General features: G+C 73.7%; 8 protein-coding genes. All 8 read right to left on the reverse strand.

The window, feature by feature from the left end; all coding sequences use genetic code 11:
- Positions 1-35 precede the first annotated feature (35 nt).
- Positions 36-1,262, reverse strand: a complete 1,227-nt coding sequence (locus AB0B57_RS26470; protein WP_357075218.1) for a cysteine desulfurase-like protein — start codon at positions 1,260-1,262, stop codon at positions 36-38.
- A gap of 36 nt (positions 1,263-1,298) precedes the next feature.
- A complete protein-coding gene (locus tag AB0B57_RS26475) occupies positions 1,299-2,147 on the reverse strand; it encodes a glycosyltransferase family 8 protein (RefSeq protein WP_357075221.1) in 849 nt (282 codons plus the stop codon).
- A 294-nt stretch (positions 2,148-2,441) separates the two neighbouring features.
- Positions 2,442-3,662 (reverse strand): NAD(P)/FAD-dependent oxidoreductase, encoded by a 1,221-nt coding sequence (locus AB0B57_RS26480; protein ID WP_357075225.1) that lies wholly within the window; start codon positions 3,660-3,662, stop codon positions 2,442-2,444.
- A gap of 27 nt (positions 3,663-3,689) precedes the next feature.
- Positions 3,690-4,550: a 3-hydroxybutyryl-CoA dehydrogenase gene (locus AB0B57_RS26485; protein ID WP_357075227.1), complete on the reverse strand. Its 861-nt coding sequence runs from the start codon at positions 4,548-4,550 to the stop codon at positions 3,690-3,692.
- A gap of 33 nt (positions 4,551-4,583) precedes the next feature.
- Positions 4,584-5,795 carry a glycosyltransferase gene (locus AB0B57_RS26490; RefSeq protein ID WP_357075230.1) on the reverse strand — a complete coding sequence of 404 codons (1,212 nt, stop codon included), beginning with the start codon at positions 5,793-5,795 and terminating at the stop codon, positions 4,584-4,586.
- A gap of 31 nt (positions 5,796-5,826) precedes the next feature.
- Positions 5,827-7,095 carry an activator-dependent family glycosyltransferase gene (locus AB0B57_RS26495; RefSeq protein ID WP_357075233.1) on the reverse strand — a complete coding sequence of 423 codons (1,269 nt, stop codon included), beginning with the start codon at positions 7,093-7,095 and terminating at the stop codon, positions 5,827-5,829.
- A 41-nt stretch (positions 7,096-7,136) separates the two neighbouring features.
- Positions 7,137-12,509, reverse strand: a complete 5,373-nt coding sequence (locus AB0B57_RS26500; protein ID WP_357075236.1) for a type I polyketide synthase — start codon at positions 12,507-12,509, stop codon at positions 7,137-7,139.
- Positions 12,510-12,534: 25 nt separating this feature from the next.
- The gene (locus AB0B57_RS26505; protein WP_357075239.1) at positions 12,535-18,315 is read right to left on the reverse strand and encodes a type I polyketide synthase; all 5,781 of its coding nucleotides are present in this window, start codon (positions 18,313-18,315) and stop codon (positions 12,535-12,537) included.
- Positions 18,316-18,369: the final 54 nt, after the last annotated feature.

An 18,369-nucleotide genomic window follows, 5' to 3' on the forward strand; every position in this document is an offset into this window, starting at 1 on the left:
TCCAATCGTCGAGGAAGAGTACCGCCCGAACCGGGTCAGCGGCTCCCGCTCAGGTAGGCGGCCAGGCCCTCCAGCAGGCGGTCGATGTCCTCCTCGGAGGTGTAGGGCGCCAGCCCCACCCGGACACCGCCGGTCTCGCCCAACCCGAGCCGCCGGGACGCCTCGACGGAGTAGAACGTCCCCGAGCCCACGTCAACGCCCTGGCTGGCGAGGTAGCGGTGCACGTCGCGGGGGTGGTGGTCCGCGACGCCCAGCAGCAGGGTCGGCGTACGCCGGGCGGCGCGGGAGTACACGGTGACCCCCGGCAGCTCGGCCAGCCCGCGTTCGGCGCGTACCCGTAGTGCGTCCTCGTGCTCCTCGACCGCGTCGAACGCCGAGGCGAGCCGCGCCCGCCGGTCGCCGTCGCGCAGCGGGCCCAGACCGGCGAGAAAGTCGACTGTGGCGCGGGCGCCCGCGAGCACCTCGTAGGGCAGGATGCCCAGCTCGAACCGCTCCGGCACGTCGTCGGTGGCGGACACCAGCTTGTCCGGTCGCAGATCGTGCAGCAGCTCGGGGCGGGCGGCGAGGACGCCCAGGTGCGGGCCGAGGAACTTGTAGCAGGAGCAGGAGAGCAGGTCCGCGCCGAAGGCGTCCAGGTCGACGCTGGCGTGGGCGCTGTAGTGCGCCGCGTCCACGTAGAACAGGGCGTCCGTCTGGTGGACGAGGCGGGAGAGCGCGGCGACGTCCGGTCGCGTCCCGATCAGGTTCGACGCGGCGGTGACGGCGACCAGGCGGGTCCGGTCGGACAGCACGGCGGCGAGGTGTTCGGGTGTCAGCTCGCCGGTGGTGGGGTCGAAGTCCGCCCAGCGAACCGTGGCGCCGCGCCGCTCGGCCGCCTGCACCCAGGGTCGGACGTTGGCCTCGTGGTCGAGCCGAGTGACCACCACCTCGTCGCCCGGGCCCCAGTCGCGGCTCAACGCCCGGGAGATGTCGTAGGTGACCTGCGTGGCGCCGCGGCCGAAGACGATCCCCTCCGGCGTCGCACCGAGCAGGTCGGCGAGAGCCCGGCGGGCCTGCACGACGATGGCCTCGGCGTTGCGCTCGCCGGCCGTGTGCGCGCCGCGGTTGGACACCGGGTTGGCCATCGCCTCGGCCATCGCGTCGATGACCGGCTGCGGAATCTGGGTCCCGCCCGGCCCGTCGAAGTGGGCGGACCCGGCCTTGAGGGCGGGGAACTGCGCCCGGAGGGCGTCGACGTCGTAGTACCAGGGTGCTCTGTTCACGGATCTCTCCGGGTGTCAGGGCGGAGCGCGGCTGCGCTACCGGGCTGCGGTCAGGTCCGGGGTCCGCGGGAGGTAGGTCAGGTAGCGGTCCCTGAGCGGGCCGTCCGGGAAGGACTCCTGCCACGGCTTCTTCTTGCCGGCGAAGTGGATGATCCGGGTCTCGTCGACCGCGCCGAGTTCCTGCTCGAACCGGAAGAAGTCCATGTCGTTCCAGCGCGGGTCGAGGCGCAGCCAGCTGTCGTCCACGGCGACGTTCATCGCGTCCTGGACCGCGAAGCGGAGTTTCCCGGAGTTGGTCCGGATGTAGTCCAGCGACCGGGTGGACAGCTCCGCCGCGCGGCAGCGGGGCAGGTCCATCAGGAGCACGCCGGAGTTGAAGTAGTCGCTGCGCTTCGTGAGCCGGCCAACCGTCGGGTCCAGGCCCGGGATGCCGGTCGCCGCGCCGACGGTCGGGGAGCCGATGTCGACAGCGGCGCCGAGCAACGCGCCCTCCAGGTCCGTCTGCCACAGCTCGGTGAGGTCGCCGGTGCACATCACGTCGGAGTCCAGCCAGAGCATCCGATCCACGGAGTCGGGCACCAGATCGGGCAGGAGCAGCCGATAGTAGGCGGCGTTGGAGATCCGGGACGACATCATCCGCCACGACGACAGCGGCAGCTCGTCCAGCTCGGTCGGCACCCGCAGCACCTGGGGGTCGCCGACGCGCCCGCCCTCCTCGACGACGGCGGCGAGCACCTCCGCGGGGACGTCGGGTGCCGGCATCAGCCACCAGGTCACCGCGCCGCCCGGCGGGATCCCGGCCGCCGCGACCGATCTCATCGTCGCCACCGTCCACGGTACGAAGCCGAGGTCGAAGGCCACCGCGACGTGCATGGGTCCACTCATGTCTCTCCGCTCACCTGTCGATGGTCAGGCCGGTCCCGGCTTCGGTGTCCGGTCGTACGACCGCGTCGCGGCCCTTCCGTCACCGCCCGTGCCGGCGGAACCCGGTTCTGCCGGGTCCCGCCGGTTCGGCGCGTTGGGCTCGTAACACCGACGCGGACGCCCGGCCGTCACCGCGGCGTCTCTCGGCGCGCCCGGAACTCGTGGTCGGCGGACGCGCGGTTCTCTCTGGAATCATCGGTACGGGGCGGCCGGCGAACCAGGCAGAAACGGCGGTGGAAACCCCACCCCCGGCGGTCAGGCTGTTACCGGCTGATCCCAGTCGATGTGATGTCCCCACAGGCCGGCCATGTCGCCGCCGGTCAGCTCACCCCTGCGCCGCAGGGTCCGGCCCTCGTACCAGAGCGCCACCGACACCGCCAGGTTGCGCACGAACGCCTCGGTGCGGCTGTTCGTCCGCATCCGCGTGTCCATCTCGATACCGATCTTGATCACGTGTTCGATCCGCCCCCGCCGGACGCGCTCGTACCTGTCGAACGCCCCGCGCAGGTCCGGCGTGTCCCGCAGGCAACGGGCGAGCGTGGCGGCGTCCTCCAGGGCCATCGACGCGCCCTGGCCGATCGAGGGACGCACCGGGTGGGCGGCATCCCCGAGAAGCACCACGCGGTCGGTGAACCAGGGCCGGCCGTTCGGCAACGCCTGGGCCACGCTCGGCGGGTATGACTCGACGGTCTCCGCCACGATCCGCGGCGCCGGGGTCCGGTCGACCTCCAGCATTCGGAGCAGTTCCGCCCGCCACTGCTCGGCCGGCAGGGCGGCCAGTGCCACGGCGGCCTCCGGGGTGTCGATGGCGGGCGTGGCCAGCCACTGCACCGTGCCGTCGGGCTGCCGGACGTAGCCGAAGAACGCCTGGGTGCCGAAGAACGTCTGGAAGTCGCCCGGTTCGCCGGGCACGTCGAGCACGCCGGTACGGCCACCCACCCCGACGATGCAGGTCGGCTCCAGGGCAGGACCGCCCGGGTCGACCGTCTCCCGGACCCTGGACCAGACCCCGTCGGCGCCGATCACGACGTCCCCGTCAGCCGAGCCGCCGTCGTCGAAGAAGACGCGTACCCCGTCGTCGGTCTCCTTGAGGTCGACGAACCGCTTGCCGTACTCGACCGGCACACCCTGGCGCTGCGCCTCCTCCAGCAGCGCGCCGTACAGGTCCGTCCTGTTGATCATCTGGGTGGGTGTCGCGTCGGCGCGATGCCGCCCGAACGGCGACGAGCCCAGCCGGCGGCCGGCGTGCGAATACGCCACGACCGACCTCATGTCCAGGCCGCGCCGCACGATCTCGTCCTTCATCCCGAAGGAGTCCAGCGCGTCCAGCCCGTTCGAGGCGAGGAAGAGGTAGGCGCCGACGTCGTGGGCCGACCTCCCGTACGCCTCGAACACGACCGGATCCCAGCCGATCCTCCGCAGGGTGATGGCCGCGGCGGCACCCGCCACCCCGCCACCGACGATCAGTGCCCGCATGGGGGCCTCCTCGTTGTCTCGTGCGTCTCAGCGCGGGTAGGTGTGGAAGCCACGGCCGGCCTTGCGACCGATCGCCCCCTCTGCCACCAGGCGGAGCAGCAGCTCCGGCGGCTCGTACAGGGGCTCACGGAACTCCCGGTGCAGCGCGTCGGCGGTCGAGGCGACGACGTCCAGCCCGATCAGGTCGGCCAGCTCCAGCGGCCCCAGCGGGTGGTTACAGCCGAGCTTCATCGCCTGGTCCACCGCCTCCGCCGTGGTCAGCCCGGACTCGACCATCCGGACGGCACTCAACAGGAACGGGATGAGCAGCCCGTTGACCGTGAAACCGACCCGGTCCGGCGACCAGACCACCTGCTTGCCGAGTTGTTCGGCGGCGAACCGGTGCACGGTGCGGCGGGCGTGCTCGCCGGTGGTCTCGGAGGCCACCAGCTCCACAAGCGGCAGCACCTGCACCGGGTTGAAGAAGTGGATGCCGGCGACCCGCTCGGGCCGGCTGGTGACCTCGGCCAGCCGGTGGATCGGGATGGAGGAGGTGTTGGAGGCGATGACCGCGTCCGGCTGCGGCAGCGCCCGGTCCAGTTCCTTGAAGAGGGCGAGCTTGGCCGGCTCGTCCTCGGTGATGCTCTCGATCACGAGCTGCCGGTCGGCAAGCGCGTCGAGCTCGGTCACGAAGCTGATCCGCCCGAGGGTCGCGTCCCGGTCCGCCTCGGTCAACCGCCCCTTGGCGACCAGCCGGCCCAGCGACCCGGTGATCCGGGCGCGGGCCCGGTCGGCGGAGGTCGGGCGGGAGACGACCACTCGGACGTCGACGCCGGCTCGAGCGCTGATCTCGGCGATACCAGCGCCCATGGTGCCACAGCCGACAATTCCGACTCGTGCCACGTACATGCGCAGTCCTTTCGGTCCAGGTCCCGGGAGAGGTCAGTGGAGTCGGTCCAGGGCGGCGAGCACGTGCCCGGCCCCGTCCTCGGTGGCGATCCGGTCGCGCAACCCGGCGGCGGCCGACCGGTACGACGGGTCACCGAGTGCGGCCGAGAGGGCCTTGGTGAGACGGTCGGCGGAGAGCTTGCCATAGGGCACCGGGGCTGGTCCGGCGCCGAGCCCGACCACCCGACCCGCCCAGAAGGGCTGGTCACCGAGGATCGGCACGCCGACGGTCGGCACGCCCGCCCGCAACCCGGCGGCGGTGGTGCCCGCCCCGCAGTGGTGCACCACGGCGGCCATCCGCGGAAACAGCCACTCGTGCGGGGTCTCCCCGATCGTGATCGTCCGCTCCGAGCGACCGGTCAGGTCGCCCCAACCGGCGTGGATCACGCCCCGCGCGTCGACCCGGCGCAGCGCCTCGTCCACGGTCTCGGCGATCCGCGCCGCGTCGGAGATCTTCCGGCTGCCGAAGCCGACGTACACCGGCGGTGGGCCGGCGGCGAGGAAGTCGACAAGCTCGGCCGGCGGTTCCCAACCCGCCGGCACGGCGGGCCAGAAGTAGCCGGCCACCTCCAGCGCGGGACGCCAGTCCGCGGGGCGCGGCAGCACGCTGGGGCTGTAGCCGTGCAGCACCGGCCAGGCGTCCATCTGCGCGCCCAACTCCCGGCGGCTCAGGGGCCGCAGGCCCAGCCGCGAGCGCAGCTGCCGGGTGGCACCGGAGACGAGCCGTCCCATCACACCGAGCAGCAGATGCCCGCTGGCCCGGTTGCCCCACGCGCCGAGCGAGCCGCCGGTGCCGATGAACGACGGCGGGTGGTCGGCGGTCGGGAAGACCGGCTGGAGGAACACGCCCATGCTGGGGATGCCGAGACTCTCGGCAACGTGTACGCCCTGCTGCGCCGGCATGGACAGCAGCAGGACGTCGGCGCCCTCCTTGGCCGCGGTGAGGATCGACTCACCGAGTTCCAGGGTCTTCGCCGTGATCCCCCGCATCGCCTGCGACGAGTTCTCCGCCTGCGTCCACTCCCCCACCACGGCCGGATCGCCGGGCATCTCCCGGAACTCGGCCCCGGCGGCCCGCACCAGATCCGCGAAGCGCGGGTACGCGGCGATGGCCACCTCGTGCCCCACCTCCCGCAGCCGGGGCACCAACCCGGTGTACGGGGCGACGTCCCCCATCGTTCCCAGTGCGACGATGAGCACTCTCATGGCATCTCCCCAGGTTGTTGCTGCACGGATGTCACGCGTCCAGGTCCCGGTGCTGGAGGGTCAGCTTCTCCAGCGTCGGCACCACGTCGTTCGGTGTCGGGTCGCTCATCGACTCCCGACGCAGCCGGTCCGCCCCCTCGGCGAAGCGCGGTTCGGTCAGCACCCGCAGCAGGCCGTCCCGTAACGCCTGGGGGGTCAGCTCGGACTGCGGGATCACCAGGGCCGCCCCCACCTCGGCGGTGCGCCGCGCCCGGTACGAGTTCTCGAAGACCATCGGCGAGATCAGTTGCGGCACGCCGTGGTACGCCGCGGTGGACCAGGTGCCGGCACCACAGTGGTGGGCCACCGCGGAGCAGGTCGGCAGCAGCGCGTGCAGCGGCACGAAGTCCACCGCTCGCACGTTGTCGGGAAGCCGAGAGACCTGCTCCCGCTGCGCCGCGTTGAGGGTGGCGACGATCTCGACGTCCAGGTCGCCCACCGCGTCGAAGAGCCCGTCGAGCGAGCCGAGCAGGTAGTCCGCGCCGTCGCGGGCGGTCAGCCCGAGCGTCAGGCAGACCCGGGTACGCGCCGGGGGCACGCGCAGCCAGTCGGGCACCACCGCCGGCCCGTTGTACGGCACGTACCGCACCGGCACGGTCGGCTCGCCCAACGGCATTCGGATGCTCGCCGGGAGGGTGTCGATGGTCCACTGTCCTCGGACGACTGTCTCGTGGAAGTCGAGCCCGTACCGGTCGAGGAGCCCGCCGAGCCAGTCGCCGAGCGCGTCGTGCGCGGCGCCGGCCGGGCGGTCGCCGAGTTGGCTCAGAAACCGCGCCCGCAGGTCGATCAGCAGGTCGGCACCCCACAGCAGCCGGGCGTGGGCCGCGCCGACGGCCCGGGCCGCGATCGCGCCCGCCACGGTGAACGGCTCCCAGACCACCAGGTCGGGGCGCCACGACCTGGCGAACTCGACCATCCCGTCGACCATCGAGTCGTTGTTCGCCTGGGCGAAGAAGCGTTCCGGCAGGATGCCGTTGATCGCCTTGAGGAACTCCCAGCTGTGCACCTCCGGCCGGGCCGGGTCGAGGTCCACGGAGTTCCAGCTGCCGTCGGCCCCGTCGCTGACACCGAGCACCGCGTCGAGCAGACCGTGGTCCTCGCCGACCGGCACGGCGGTCAGCCCCGCGGCGGTGATGGCCCGGGTCAGCCCCGGCTGGCTGGCCACCCGCACCTCGTGCCCGGCGGTCCGCATGGCCCAGGCCAGCGGCACCATGCTGAGGAAGTGGGTCTCCATGGCGAACGACGTGAAAAGGACTCGCAAGGGGAATCAGTCTCCTCAGGCCGGCAGCAGGTCGGGGCGGGTCATCCGACGCCGATCTCGCGGTCGATGAGCGCGAACATCTCGTCGTCGGTGGCGGTCACCAGACCCGCCTGACCCGGGCTGTCGCCACCGTGGCGGGCCAGCAGGGTGCGCAGCCTGGTGACGAGCGCGGACCGGTCGGCGTCGGTCGTGTCGAGCGCGTCGAGCGCCTCGTCCAACCGGTCCAGTTCGGCGTGCAGCCGCTCGGCCGGCGTCGGTTCGGCACCGATCAGCTCACCGCGCAGGAAGGCCAGCAACTCGGCCGGGGTGGGATGGTCGAACACCATGGTCGCGGAGAGCCGCAGCCCGGTGGCGGTGCTGAGCCGGTTGCGCAGCTCCACCGCGGTCAGCGAGTCCAGGCCCAGGTCGCGGAACGGCCGGACCGGGTCCAGCGTCGTCTCCGAGCCGTGCCCGAGCACCGCCGCCACCTGGGCGTACACGAGGTCGGCCAGGGCCTGCTCGCGGCGCGTCGCCGGCATCGCCGCGAGGCGCTCGGCAAGCGTCCCGCCGTCTCCGGCCGCGGCGGCGGCGACCCGTCGGCGGGTGCCCGACAGGTCGCGCAGCAGCGCGGACGACATGCTGTTCGGGTCCAGTCCGACAGGCACGAGTACCGCCTCGTCGCGGAGCATCGCCGCGTCGAACAGCGCCAGCCCCTCCGCGGCGGAGAACGGGCGGATGCCGCTGCGGGCCATCTGGCGGCGGCGTTCCTCCGGGTCGAGGTGCCCGGCCATGTCGCTCTGCTCCTCCCACAGACCCCAGGCCAGCGAGGTGGCCGGGAGCCCGGCGGCCCGGCGCCGGACAGCGAGCGCGTCGAGGAAGGCGTTCGCCGCACCGTAGTTGGCCTGACCCGGCGCACCGAAGGTGCCGGACGCCGAGGAGAAGAGCACGAAGGCGCTCAGGTCGGCGTCGCGGGTCAGCTCGTCCAGGTACGTCGCCGCGTCCACCTTGGGGCCGAAGACCGTGTCGACCCGCTTCGGGGTCTGCGCGGACAGCAGCGCGTCGTCCAGCACTCCGGCCGCGTGCACCACGGCGGTCAACGGCCGGTCGAGCCGCTGCAGCAGGCCGGCCAGCGCGTCCCGGTCGGACACGTCGCAGGCCTCGAACCGCACCTGGGCGCCAGCCCGGCCGAGCTCGTCGACGAGATCCGCCGCACCGGGGGTGTCCGCGCCGCGGCGAGACGCCAACACCAGGTGACGCATGCCGTGCTCGGTGACCAGGTGCCGGGTCAGCAGCCGGCCGATGCCACCGCCGCCGCCGGTGACCAGCACCGTCCCCTCCGGGTCGGGCATCCGGCCGAACGCGGGGCCGGCGACGGTGCGGGACAGTCGGCGCGCGTACAGCCGCCCGTCGCGCACGGCCACCTCCGGCTCGCCGGACGCCACGGCGGCGCCGACGAGCGCCATCTCCCCCGGTACGTCCACGTCGACCAGGACGAAGCGGTCCGGGTGCTCCGCCTGCGCCGCCCGGACCAACCCGTGCACGGCCGACTGGGCGGGATCGGCGTCCGCGCCGCTGGTGACCACCGCGAGCGTGGACAGCTCGGACCGCTCGTCGTCCAACCAGTCGTTGAGCAGGGCGAGCACCCGACCGGTGTACGCCCGCGCGGCCTCGTTCGCCGGCCGGACGTCCGACGCCGCCAGGGCCACCGCGACGACGTCCGGCAACTCGTCCGGCAGGTCGGCCACATCGTCGACGACGAGCGCGTCCACGGTCGGCTGCTCCGGCAGCGGGACCCACCCGAGCGAGAACAGCGAGTTGTCGACGACAGCCCGGGTGTCGAGGGGGACGTCGAGCTGCTCACCGGTCAGCGGCCGGGCCACGATGGCGGCCACCGAGGCGACCGGCGCGCCCTCGGCGTCACACACGTCGACCCGACGCCCGTCCGGACCGGCCGCGGTGATCCGCACCCGCAGCGCCGAGGCCCGCACCGCGTGCAGGGCGACCCGGCTCCAGGAGAACGGCAGGCTGAGCGTGCCCGACCCGGCGGCGAGGTCGGCCACCACGGCCGCCTGGAGTGCCGCGTCGAACAGGGCGGGGTGCAGGCCGAAGCCGTCCGGGTCGAGCCCTTCCGGCAGGGCCACCTCGGCGTAGACGTCCCCGTCGGCACTCCACAGCCGGCGCAGGCCCCGGAACGCCGGGCCGTACCGGAACCCGCTCTCCGCCAGCCGGTCGTACGCGTCGTCGAGGTCCACCTCGGTCGCGGGTGGCGGCCACTGGGTCAGCGACACCGCGTCGGTCCCGGCGGCGGGGACCAGGGTGCCGACCGCGTGCGGCGTCCACGAGGCGTCCGGGGACGCGGTGTCGGGCTGGCCGTACACGGTCAGCGGGCGGCGCCCGTCCTCCTCCGGTGGACCGACCACCAGTTGGAGCCGCACCCCACCCTCGGCGGGCAGGGCAAGCACGGCCGGGATGGTCAGCTCGTCGACCAGGTCACAGCCGACCTGCTCACCGACGTGCAGCGCCAGCTCCACGAAGGCCGTACCGGGCAGGATCGCGACGTCGTGCACCGCGTGGTCGGCCAACCACGGGTGGGTACGAAGCGACAACCGCGTGGTGAACAGGAAGCCGTCGGAACCGGGCAGCGCCACGGCCGCACCGAGCAGCGGATGCCCCGGAGCGGCCAGCCCGAGGGCCGCCGCGTCCTGCTCGGCGGGCCCGACCACGTCGAGCCAGAAACGGCGCCGCTGGAACGTGTACGTCGGTAGGTCCACCCGTCGGCGCGCGCCGCCGTACACGGCCGTCCAGTCGAGATCGACACCCCGGACGTACGCCTCGGCCAGCGAGGTCGGGAAGCGGTCCCCCTCGTCGCGACGCAGCGAGCCGAGCACGGCGGCCTCCACGCCCGCCTCGTCCACGATGCCCTGGAGCGCCATGGTCAGCACCGGGTGCGGGCTGCACTCCACGAAGATCCGGAAACCGTCGGCGAGCAGGGCCTCGACACCGCCGGCGAAGTCCACCGGTTGCCGGCAGTTGTCGAACCAGTACTCGGCATCCAGCTCGGCCGTGTCCCGCGGGCCCGGGGTGACCGTCGAGTAGAACGCGATCTCGGACGAGACGGGAGAGAGCCGGCCGAGCCGGTCGAGCAGGGGCTCGCGGATGCTGTCGACCTCGGCGCAGTGCGTCGCCGCCGTCGCGGAGACCACCCGGGCACGCAGGTCGTCGGCCACGCACGCGGCGACGAACTCCTCCACGGCGGCGAGGTCACCGGCGACGGTGGTCGCCTTCGGCCCGTTCATCCCGGCCACCGTGAGCCGGTCGCCCCAGCGCGCCATCCGCTCGCGTACCCGCTCGACGGGGAGCACCACGGAGGCCATCGCACCCTTCAGCTCGGCGACGATCAACTGGCTGCGCAGGGCGATCACCCGGGCGGCGTCGGCGAGCGGCAGCCCGCCGGCCACGTGTGCGGCGGCCAGCTCGCCCTGCGAGTGGCCGATCACGCCCGCCGGATGCACCCCGTACGACCGCCAGAGCGCCGCCAGCGAGACCATCACCGTGAACAGCGCCGGCTGGGCCACCTCCAGGTCGTCCAGGCTCCGGGCGCCCGGACTGCCGAGCAGCACGTCGAGGAGGGGGAAGTCGAGGTACGGCGCGAACGCCGTGGCGCACTCCCGCGCCCGCTCGGCGAAGACCGGGTGCCGCAGCAGGCTCTCCGCCATGCCGGTCCACTGTGAGCCGTGGCCGCCGAAGACGAAGACCACCCCGCCGTCGACCACGCCGCCCTGGACGACGGCGGGGTCCGGCGTACCCTCGGCCAGCGCGGTGAGGCCGGCGAGCAGCGCCGGCCGGTCGGCGCCGAGCACCACCGCGCGCTGGTCCAGGGCGGCGCGGGTGGTGGCCAGCGACCACCCGACGTCGACAGGTGCGGCGTCGGAGTCGGCGAGGAAGGCGTGCAACCGTTCGGCGTGCCCGCGCAGCCCGGCGTCGTCGCGAGCCGAGACCGGCCACGGGACCAGGGCCGGGACCGGCGCGTCGGCCGGCGCGTCGACCGGCTCCTCCGGTGGGGCCTGCTCCACCACGATGTGCGCGTTGGTCCCGCTGAGCCCGAACGACGACACGCTGCCGCGCCGGGGCCGGTCCACCGCCGGCCAGGACGTCTCCTCGGTGAGCAGCTCGACAGCTCCCGCCGACCAGTCCACCTGCGGGGAGGGCTCGTCCACGTGCAGGGTGCGCGGCAGCACACCGTGGCGCATCGCCTGCACCATCTTGATCACACCACCCACACCGGCAGCCGCCTGCGTGTGCCCGATGTTCGACTTCAACGACCCCAACAACAACGGCCGCTCCCGGTCCTGCCCGTACGTCGCCAGCAGCGCCTGCGCCTCGATCGGATCACCCAACCGGGTGCCCGTACCGTGCGCCTCCACCGCGTCCACGTCCGAGGTCGTCAGACCCGCGTCGGCCAGCGCCGCCCGGATCACCCGCTGCTGCGCCGGCCCGTTCGGGGAGGTGAGCCCGTTCGACGCGCCATCCTGGTTCACCGCCGAACCCCGCACCACGGCCAGAACCTGATGCCCGTTGCGCCGTGCGTCCGACAGCCGCTCCAGCAGGAGCAGCCCCACGCCCTCCGCCCCGGCGGTGCCGTCCGCGGCGGCACTGAACGCCTTGACCCGCCCGTCCGGTGCGAGACCCCGCTGCCGGCTGAACTCGATGAAGAACGACGGGCTGGACATGACCGTCACCCCGCCGGCCAGCGCCAGCGAGCACTCGCCCCGACGCAGCGCCTGCACCGCGAGATGGATCGCCACCAGCGACGACGAGCAGGCCGTGTCCACGGTCATGGCCGGCCCCTCCAGACCGAAGGTGTACGCCACCCGCCCGGCCGCGACGGCCACCGCGTTGCCGTTGGCCAGGTAGCCCTCGTACTCCCCCGCCGCGCCGGGCGAGATCATCTGCCGGACGCCGTACCCGCCGGCCATGACGCCGGTGAAGACCCCGGTCAGGCTGCCGCGCACCGAGACCGGGTCGATGCCGGCGCGCTCGAACGCCTCCCAGGCGGTCTCCAACAACAGCCGCTGCTGCGGGTCGATGGTCACCGCCTCGCGCGGCGAGATACCGAAGAATGCCGCGTCGAAGTCGGCGACGCGCGGCAGCAGCCCGGCCTGGCGTACATAGCTGCGACCCGTGCGCTCCGGGTCGTCGTCGAAGAGGTTGTCCAGGTCCCAACCCCGGTCGTCGGGGAAGTCGCCGATGGCGTCCGTGCCCGACGACACCAACCGCCACAGGTCCTCCGGCGAGCTGACGCCGCCCGGGTAGCGGCAGCTCATCGCCACGATGGCGACGGGCTCGCGGCTGGCCTCGACCTGCCGCCGCAGCCGTTCGGTCTCCTTCAGCGACACCCGGAGGGCATCGAGAACCCGATTGTCCGAACCAGTCATTGTGTTCCTCCGCTCGGGGGCGTCGTCAGGAATCAGTGCCGAGCGCCATGGCAACCAGGGCGTCCTCGTCCATCGCGTCGATGTGGTCGTCGGTGCTGCGCTCGTCGCCCGCCCGGTGGCCGGCGAGCTTCAGCAACTGGTCGAGCAGCCCGCTCTCGCGCAGCGCCTGCACCGGGATGGTGGCCAACGTCGCCCGGACGTCGGTGTCGCCGTCGTCCGTGGTCGGCTCGGGTGGCGCGGCCGGGGCCAACTCGGCGAGCAGGTGGTCGGCCAGCGCCCGCGGGGTCGGGTAGTCGAAGACCAGGCTGGCCGGCAGCCGCAGGCCGGTGACCCCGTTCAACCGGTTGCGCAACTCCAACGCGGTGAGCGAGTCGAAGCCCAGCTCCTTGAAGTCGCGCCCGGCCTTGACGGTGTCCCCCGGCTGGTGGCCGAGCACCGCCGCGGTCTCCGCGAGCACCGTCGACACGAGCACCTGGTGCCGCTGGGCGGCCGGCAGCCGCTCGATCCGCTGCGTCAGGGTGTGGCGGGCCGCCTCCCCGGACGCGGCCCGCCGGGAGCTGACCTGCACCAGCCCTCGCAACGGGGCCGGGAGCGTCCCGGCCTCGGCCCGGCCCCGCAGCGCGGCGCGGTCCAGGTGGACCGGCACCACGGCCGGCTCGTCGAGCGCCACCGCCGCGTCGAGCAGGGCCAGGCCCTGCGTCGAGGTCATGGCGACCACTCCCGCCCCGGCGAGCCGGTTGCGGTCGGTGTCGACGAGCCCATCGGTCAGGTCACTGCTCTCCTGCCACAGCCCCCACGCCAGCGAGGTCGCCGGCAGACCGTCGGCCCGCCGATGCGCCGCCAGCGCGTCGAGGAACGCGTTCGCCGCGGCGTAGTTGCCCTGCCCCGGTGTGCCGAAGACCCCGGCCGCCGAGGAGAAGAGCACGAACCCGCGCAGGCCCCGCTCGCGGGTCAGCTCGTGCAGGTGCACGGCCGCGTCCACCTTGGAGCGGAAGACCCCGTCGATCCGGTCCCGGTCGAGCGAGCCGATCAGGCCGTCGTCGAGCACGCCGGCGGTGTGGACCACCACGTCCACCGGGTACGCGTCGAGCAGCGCCGCCACCGCGTCCCGGTCGCCGAGGTCGGCGGCCACCACCACCGTCTCGGCGCCCCGCGCCGACAACTCCGCCACCACGTCGTCCGCGCCGGGTGCGGCCGGTCCGCGCCGGCTGGCCAGCACGAATCGGCGTACGCCGTGGGTCTCGGCCAGGTGCCGGGCAACCAGGCCGCCCAGCGCGCCGGTGCCACCGGTGACCAGCACCGTCGCGTCCGGTGCCCAGGTCGGGCCGTCGCCGGCCGTCGGGAGGGGCGCCCGGACCAGCCGGGGCGCGTGGGCCCGCCCACCGCGCAGGGCCAGTTGCGGCTCGTCGTGCGCGGCCACCGCGTCGACGAGCTGGCCGTACGGTTGGTCGGTGTCGGTGTCCAGCAGGACGAACCGCCCGGGGTGCTCCGACTGCGCCGACCGGACCAGGCCCCAGGCGGCGGCCGCCGCCGGGTCCTCGATCCGCTCACCGGTGGCGCCCCTGGTCACCAGGACCAGGCGGGCGTCGGCGAACCGGTCCTCGGCGAGCCAGCCCTGGACCAGGTCGAGTGCCAGCCCGGTGCTGTGCCGCGCGGCGTCGGCCAGGTCCGACCCGGCCGAGCCGGCGAGCGGAGCCACCACCAACGCCGGCAGCGGAGCGCCCGCGTCGAGGGCCGCGCCCAGCTCCGCCAGGTCGGCGACGTTGTCCGGGCCACTCCCGCCGACCGACACCCAGGAGGGTGTGGCGGCCGCGGTGGCCTCCGGCAGCGGGGACCACACCAACTGGTAGAGGTGGTCGCCGGGCCGGTCCACGGGTTCGGTCATGGTGCGTACCAGCAGCGAGTCGACGGTGACGACCGGAGCGCCGTGCGCGTCGGCGGCGAGGACGGCGAAGGAGTCCTCCCCGGTCGGCGTGATCCGGATCCGCAGCATGGCCGCGCCGGTGGCGTGCAGGGCGACACCGCTCCAGGTGAACGGCAGTTTCGGCTCGCCCAGCTCCGCACCGAGCGCGGCGGCGTGCACCGCCGCGTCGAGCAACGCCGGGTGCAGGCCGTATCCGGCCACGGTCAGTTCGCCCGCCGGCGCGATCTCCGCAAAGACCTCGTCGGCACGCCGCCACGCCGCCCGTACGCCCTGGAAGGTGGGTCCGTAGCCGAGCCCGGAGGCGGCGAGGCGGTCGTACAGGTCGGTGACGTCCAGCGGTTCGGCTCCGGCCGGCGGCCACTCGGTGAGCGCGTCGCCCGGCGCCTCGACCAGTGGCGCGAGGGTACCGGTGGCGTGCAGGACCCAGTCCTCGCCGCCGCCCACCCGGGCGTACACGGTCAGCGGCCGGCGGCCGGACGGGTCGGCGGCACCGGCCGCCACCTGCACCTGCGCCGTTCCCGACCCGGTCAGGGCCAGCGGCGCCGTGATGGTCAGCTCCTCCACCAGCGGGCACCCGGTCTCGTCGCCGGCCCGGATCGCCCACTCCACGAACGCGGTGCCCGGCACCAGGACCGTGTCGCGCACGGTGTGGTCGGCGAGCCAGGGGTGACTGCGGGCGGAGACCCGTGCGGTGAACACGTGACCGTCGGAGCCGGCCAACGGGACCGCCGCACCCAGCATGGCGTGCTCCACCGCGTCGAGGCCGGCGGTGGAGACGTCGAGGGACTCCCCGGCGTCGAGCCAGTAGCGGCGGCGTTGGAAGGCGTACGTGGGCAGCTCCACCCGCCGGCCCCGGACGACTGTGTGCCAGTCCACGCCCGCGCCGGCGACCCACGCCTCGGCCAGCGACAACCCGAGTCGCCGCCCACCCCCCTCACCACGGCGCAGCGAGCCCACGGCCCGTCCGTCCACGGCCGGGACCAGCACCGGGTGGGCACTGCACTCGATGAGGAGGTGATCGTCGAGCGCCCGTACCGCCTCGTCGAAGCGGACCGGCCGGCGCAGGTTCTCGTACCAGTACTCGGCGTCCAGGCCGGTGCCGTCGACGAACTCGGCGGTGACCGTGGAGTAGAAGGGCACCTCGGCGGCCCGCGGCGCGATGTCCGCCAGTACCGCGACCAGGTCGTCGCGCAGCAACTCGACCTGGGCGGAGTGGGAGGCGTAGTCGACCGGGATCCGCCTGGCCCGCTCCCACTGGACCAACACCTCGTCCAACGCCTGCGGGTCGCCGGAGAGCACCGTCGAGGTCGGCCCGTTGACCGCCGCCACCGACACCAGGCCGTCCCAACGACCCAGTGCCGCGTCGACCTCGGCCACCGGCAGCGGCACCGACACCATGCCCCCACGCCCGGCCAGCACCGCACCGATCAACCGGCTCCGCAGCGCCACCACCCGTACGGCGTCCTCCAGCGACAACGCCCCCGCCACGTACGCCGCCGCGATCTCGCCCTGCGAGTGCCCCACCACGGCCACCGGCTCGACGCCGCGCGCACGCCACACCGCCGCCAACGACACCATCACGGCGAACAGGACGGGCTGCACCACGTCCACCCGCCGCAGCGCCTCCTCGTCACCCAGCGCCTCGAACAGGTCCCACTCGACCACCTCGCGCAGCGCCGCCGCGCACTCCGTCATCCGCGCCGCGAAGACCGCGTCGCCGTCGACCAACTCGCGAGCCATGCCCACCCACTGCGACCCCTGCCCGGGGAAGACGAACACGGCCCGGGTGTCTCGGCCGGCGCCGGTGACGACCTGCGCCGACGGGGTCTGCTCGACCAGGGAGGTGAGCCCGGCCAGGGCCTCGGCCCGGTCGTCGCTCCACACCACCGCGCGGTGTTCCATGGCCGAACGGCCGACGAGCGAGTACGCGACGTCGCCGAGGGCGACCTCCGGCCGCGCGGTGAGGTACGAGAGCAGCCGTTCCGCCTGCCCGCGCAATGCCTCGGCGTCCCGTCCGGAGAGCACCAGCGGGACCGGCCCGGTGGTGTCGGGTGCCGGTTCCTCGGCGGGCTCCTCGGCGACCGCCGCCTCGAGGATCACGTGCGCGTTGGTGCCGCTGACGCCGAACGACGACACCGCGGCTCGGCGCGGCCGGTCGGCCTCGGGCCAGTCGAGTTGCTCGGCGAGGAGTTCGACAGCACCCGCCGTCCAGTCGACCTCGGGGGTGGGTTCGTCGACGTGCAGGGTGCGCGGCAGCACGCCGTGGCGCATCGCCTGCACCATCTTGATCACACCACCCACGCCGGCAGCCGCCTGCGTGTGCCCGATGTTCGACTTCAACGACCCGAGCAGCAGCGGCCGCTCCCGGTCCTGCCCGTACGTCGCGAGCAGCGCCTGCGCCTCGATCGGATCACCCAACCGGGTCCCCGTACCGTGCGCCTCCACCGCGTCCACATCCGACGCCGACAAACCCGCGTCCGCCAACGCGGCCCGAATCACCCGCTGCTGCGCCGGACCATTCGGCGCCGTCAACCCGTTCGACGCACCATCCTGATTCACCGCCGAACCCCGCACCACCGCCAGAACCTGATGCCCGTTACGCCGCGCGTCCGACAACCGCTCCAGCAGCACGATGCCGACACCTTCGGACCAGCCGGCCCCGTCGGCCTCCGCCGAGAAGGACTTGCAGCGACCGTCGGCGGCGACGCCCCGCTGGCGGCTGAACTCGACGAAGACCTGCGGGGTGGCCAGCACGGTCACGCCGCCGGCCAGCGCCAGGTTGCACTCGCCGCGCCGCAGCGCCTGTGCCGCGAGGTGGATCGCCACCAGCGACGACGAGCAGGCCGTGTCCACGGTCATCGCCGGGCCCTCGAACCCGAACGTGTAGGACACCCGGCCGGAGGCGACGCTGCCCGCGCTGCCGTTGCCGAGGTAGCCCTCCACGTCGCGAGGCACCTGCCGGACCCGGGAGCCGTAGTCGTTGTACATGACGCCGGTGAAGACGCCGGTCTGGCTGCCGCGCAGCGCCGCCGGGTCGAGGCCGGCCCCCTCGACCGCCTCCCAGCTGGCCTCCAGCAGCAGTCGCTGCTGCGGGTCGATGGTCAGCGCCTCCCGGGGGGAGATGCCGAAGAAGCCGGCGTCGAAGTCGCCCACCCGGTCGAGGAAGCCACCGCTGGTGCTGTACGTCGTCCCCGGGTGGGCCGGGTCCGGGTGGTACAACGCCTCCACGTCCCAGCCGCGGTCGTCCGGGAACGGCGTGATGCCGTCCCGCCCCTCGGCCAGGAGTTGCCACAACTCCTCCGGGGAGCTGACCCCACCCGGGTAGCGGCAGCTCATGCCCACGATGGCGATCGGCTCGTCGGCTCGGACGACCACCGGAGCCGGGGCGTCGTCGCCCTGCTCGGCGCCGAACAACTCGGTCTGCACCATGGCGGCGAGCTCGTCCGGGGTCGGGTAGTCGAAGATCAGCGTCGCCGGGAGTCGCAGCCCCAGCGCGCCGTTGAGCCTGTTGCGCAGCTCGACGGCCGTGAGCGAGTCGAAGCCGAGGTCCTTGAAGGCGCGCTCGGCCCCGACCGTACGGGTCGAGTCGTGCCCGAGGACGTCGGCCACCTGCTCCAGCACGACCTGGGTGACCGCGCCGCGCCGCTCGGCGACGGGCAGGGCGGCCAGCCGCGCGGCGAGCGTCCCGTCGGCACCGGCGGTGGCCTGCACAGCCGCCCTCCGGACCGGGACGCGCACCAGGTCACGCAGCACCGGGTGCAGGTCTCCCGCGGTGGCCCGTTCCCTCAGTGCCGCGCCGTCCAGGGCGACCGCCACCACAGCGGGGGCGTCGACACGGGTCGCGGCGTCGAGCATGGCCAGGGCGTCCGCAGTCTCCAACACCGCCAGACCCGACCGCGACAACCGCGCCAAATCCCGCTGCGACAACCCCCGCGT

The organism is Micromonospora sp. NPDC049101 (assembly GCF_040648675.1).
In the GTDB taxonomy this organism is placed as follows: Bacteria; Actinomycetota; Actinomycetes; order Mycobacteriales; family Micromonosporaceae; genus Micromonospora.

Excerpts from the sequence above, each read along its gene's own strand:
- AB0B57_RS26475 (WP_357075221.1), bottom strand. The coding sequence starts at position 2,147 with ATGAGTGGACCCATGCACGTCGCGGTGGCCTTCGACCTCGGCTTCGTA.
- AB0B57_RS26480 (WP_357075225.1), bottom strand. The coding sequence starts at position 3,662 with ATGCGGGCACTGATCGTCGGTGGCGGGGTGGCGGGTGCCGCCGCGGCC.
- AB0B57_RS26485 (WP_357075227.1), bottom strand. The coding sequence starts at position 4,550 with ATGTACGTGGCACGAGTCGGAATTGTCGGCTGTGGCACCATGGGCGCT.
- AB0B57_RS26490 (WP_357075230.1), bottom strand. The coding sequence starts at position 5,795 with ATGAGAGTGCTCATCGTCGCACTGGGAACGATGGGGGACGTCGCCCCG.
- AB0B57_RS26500 (WP_357075236.1), bottom strand. The coding sequence starts at position 12,509 with ATGACTGGTTCGGACAATCGGGTTCTCGATGCCCTCCGGGTGTCGCTG.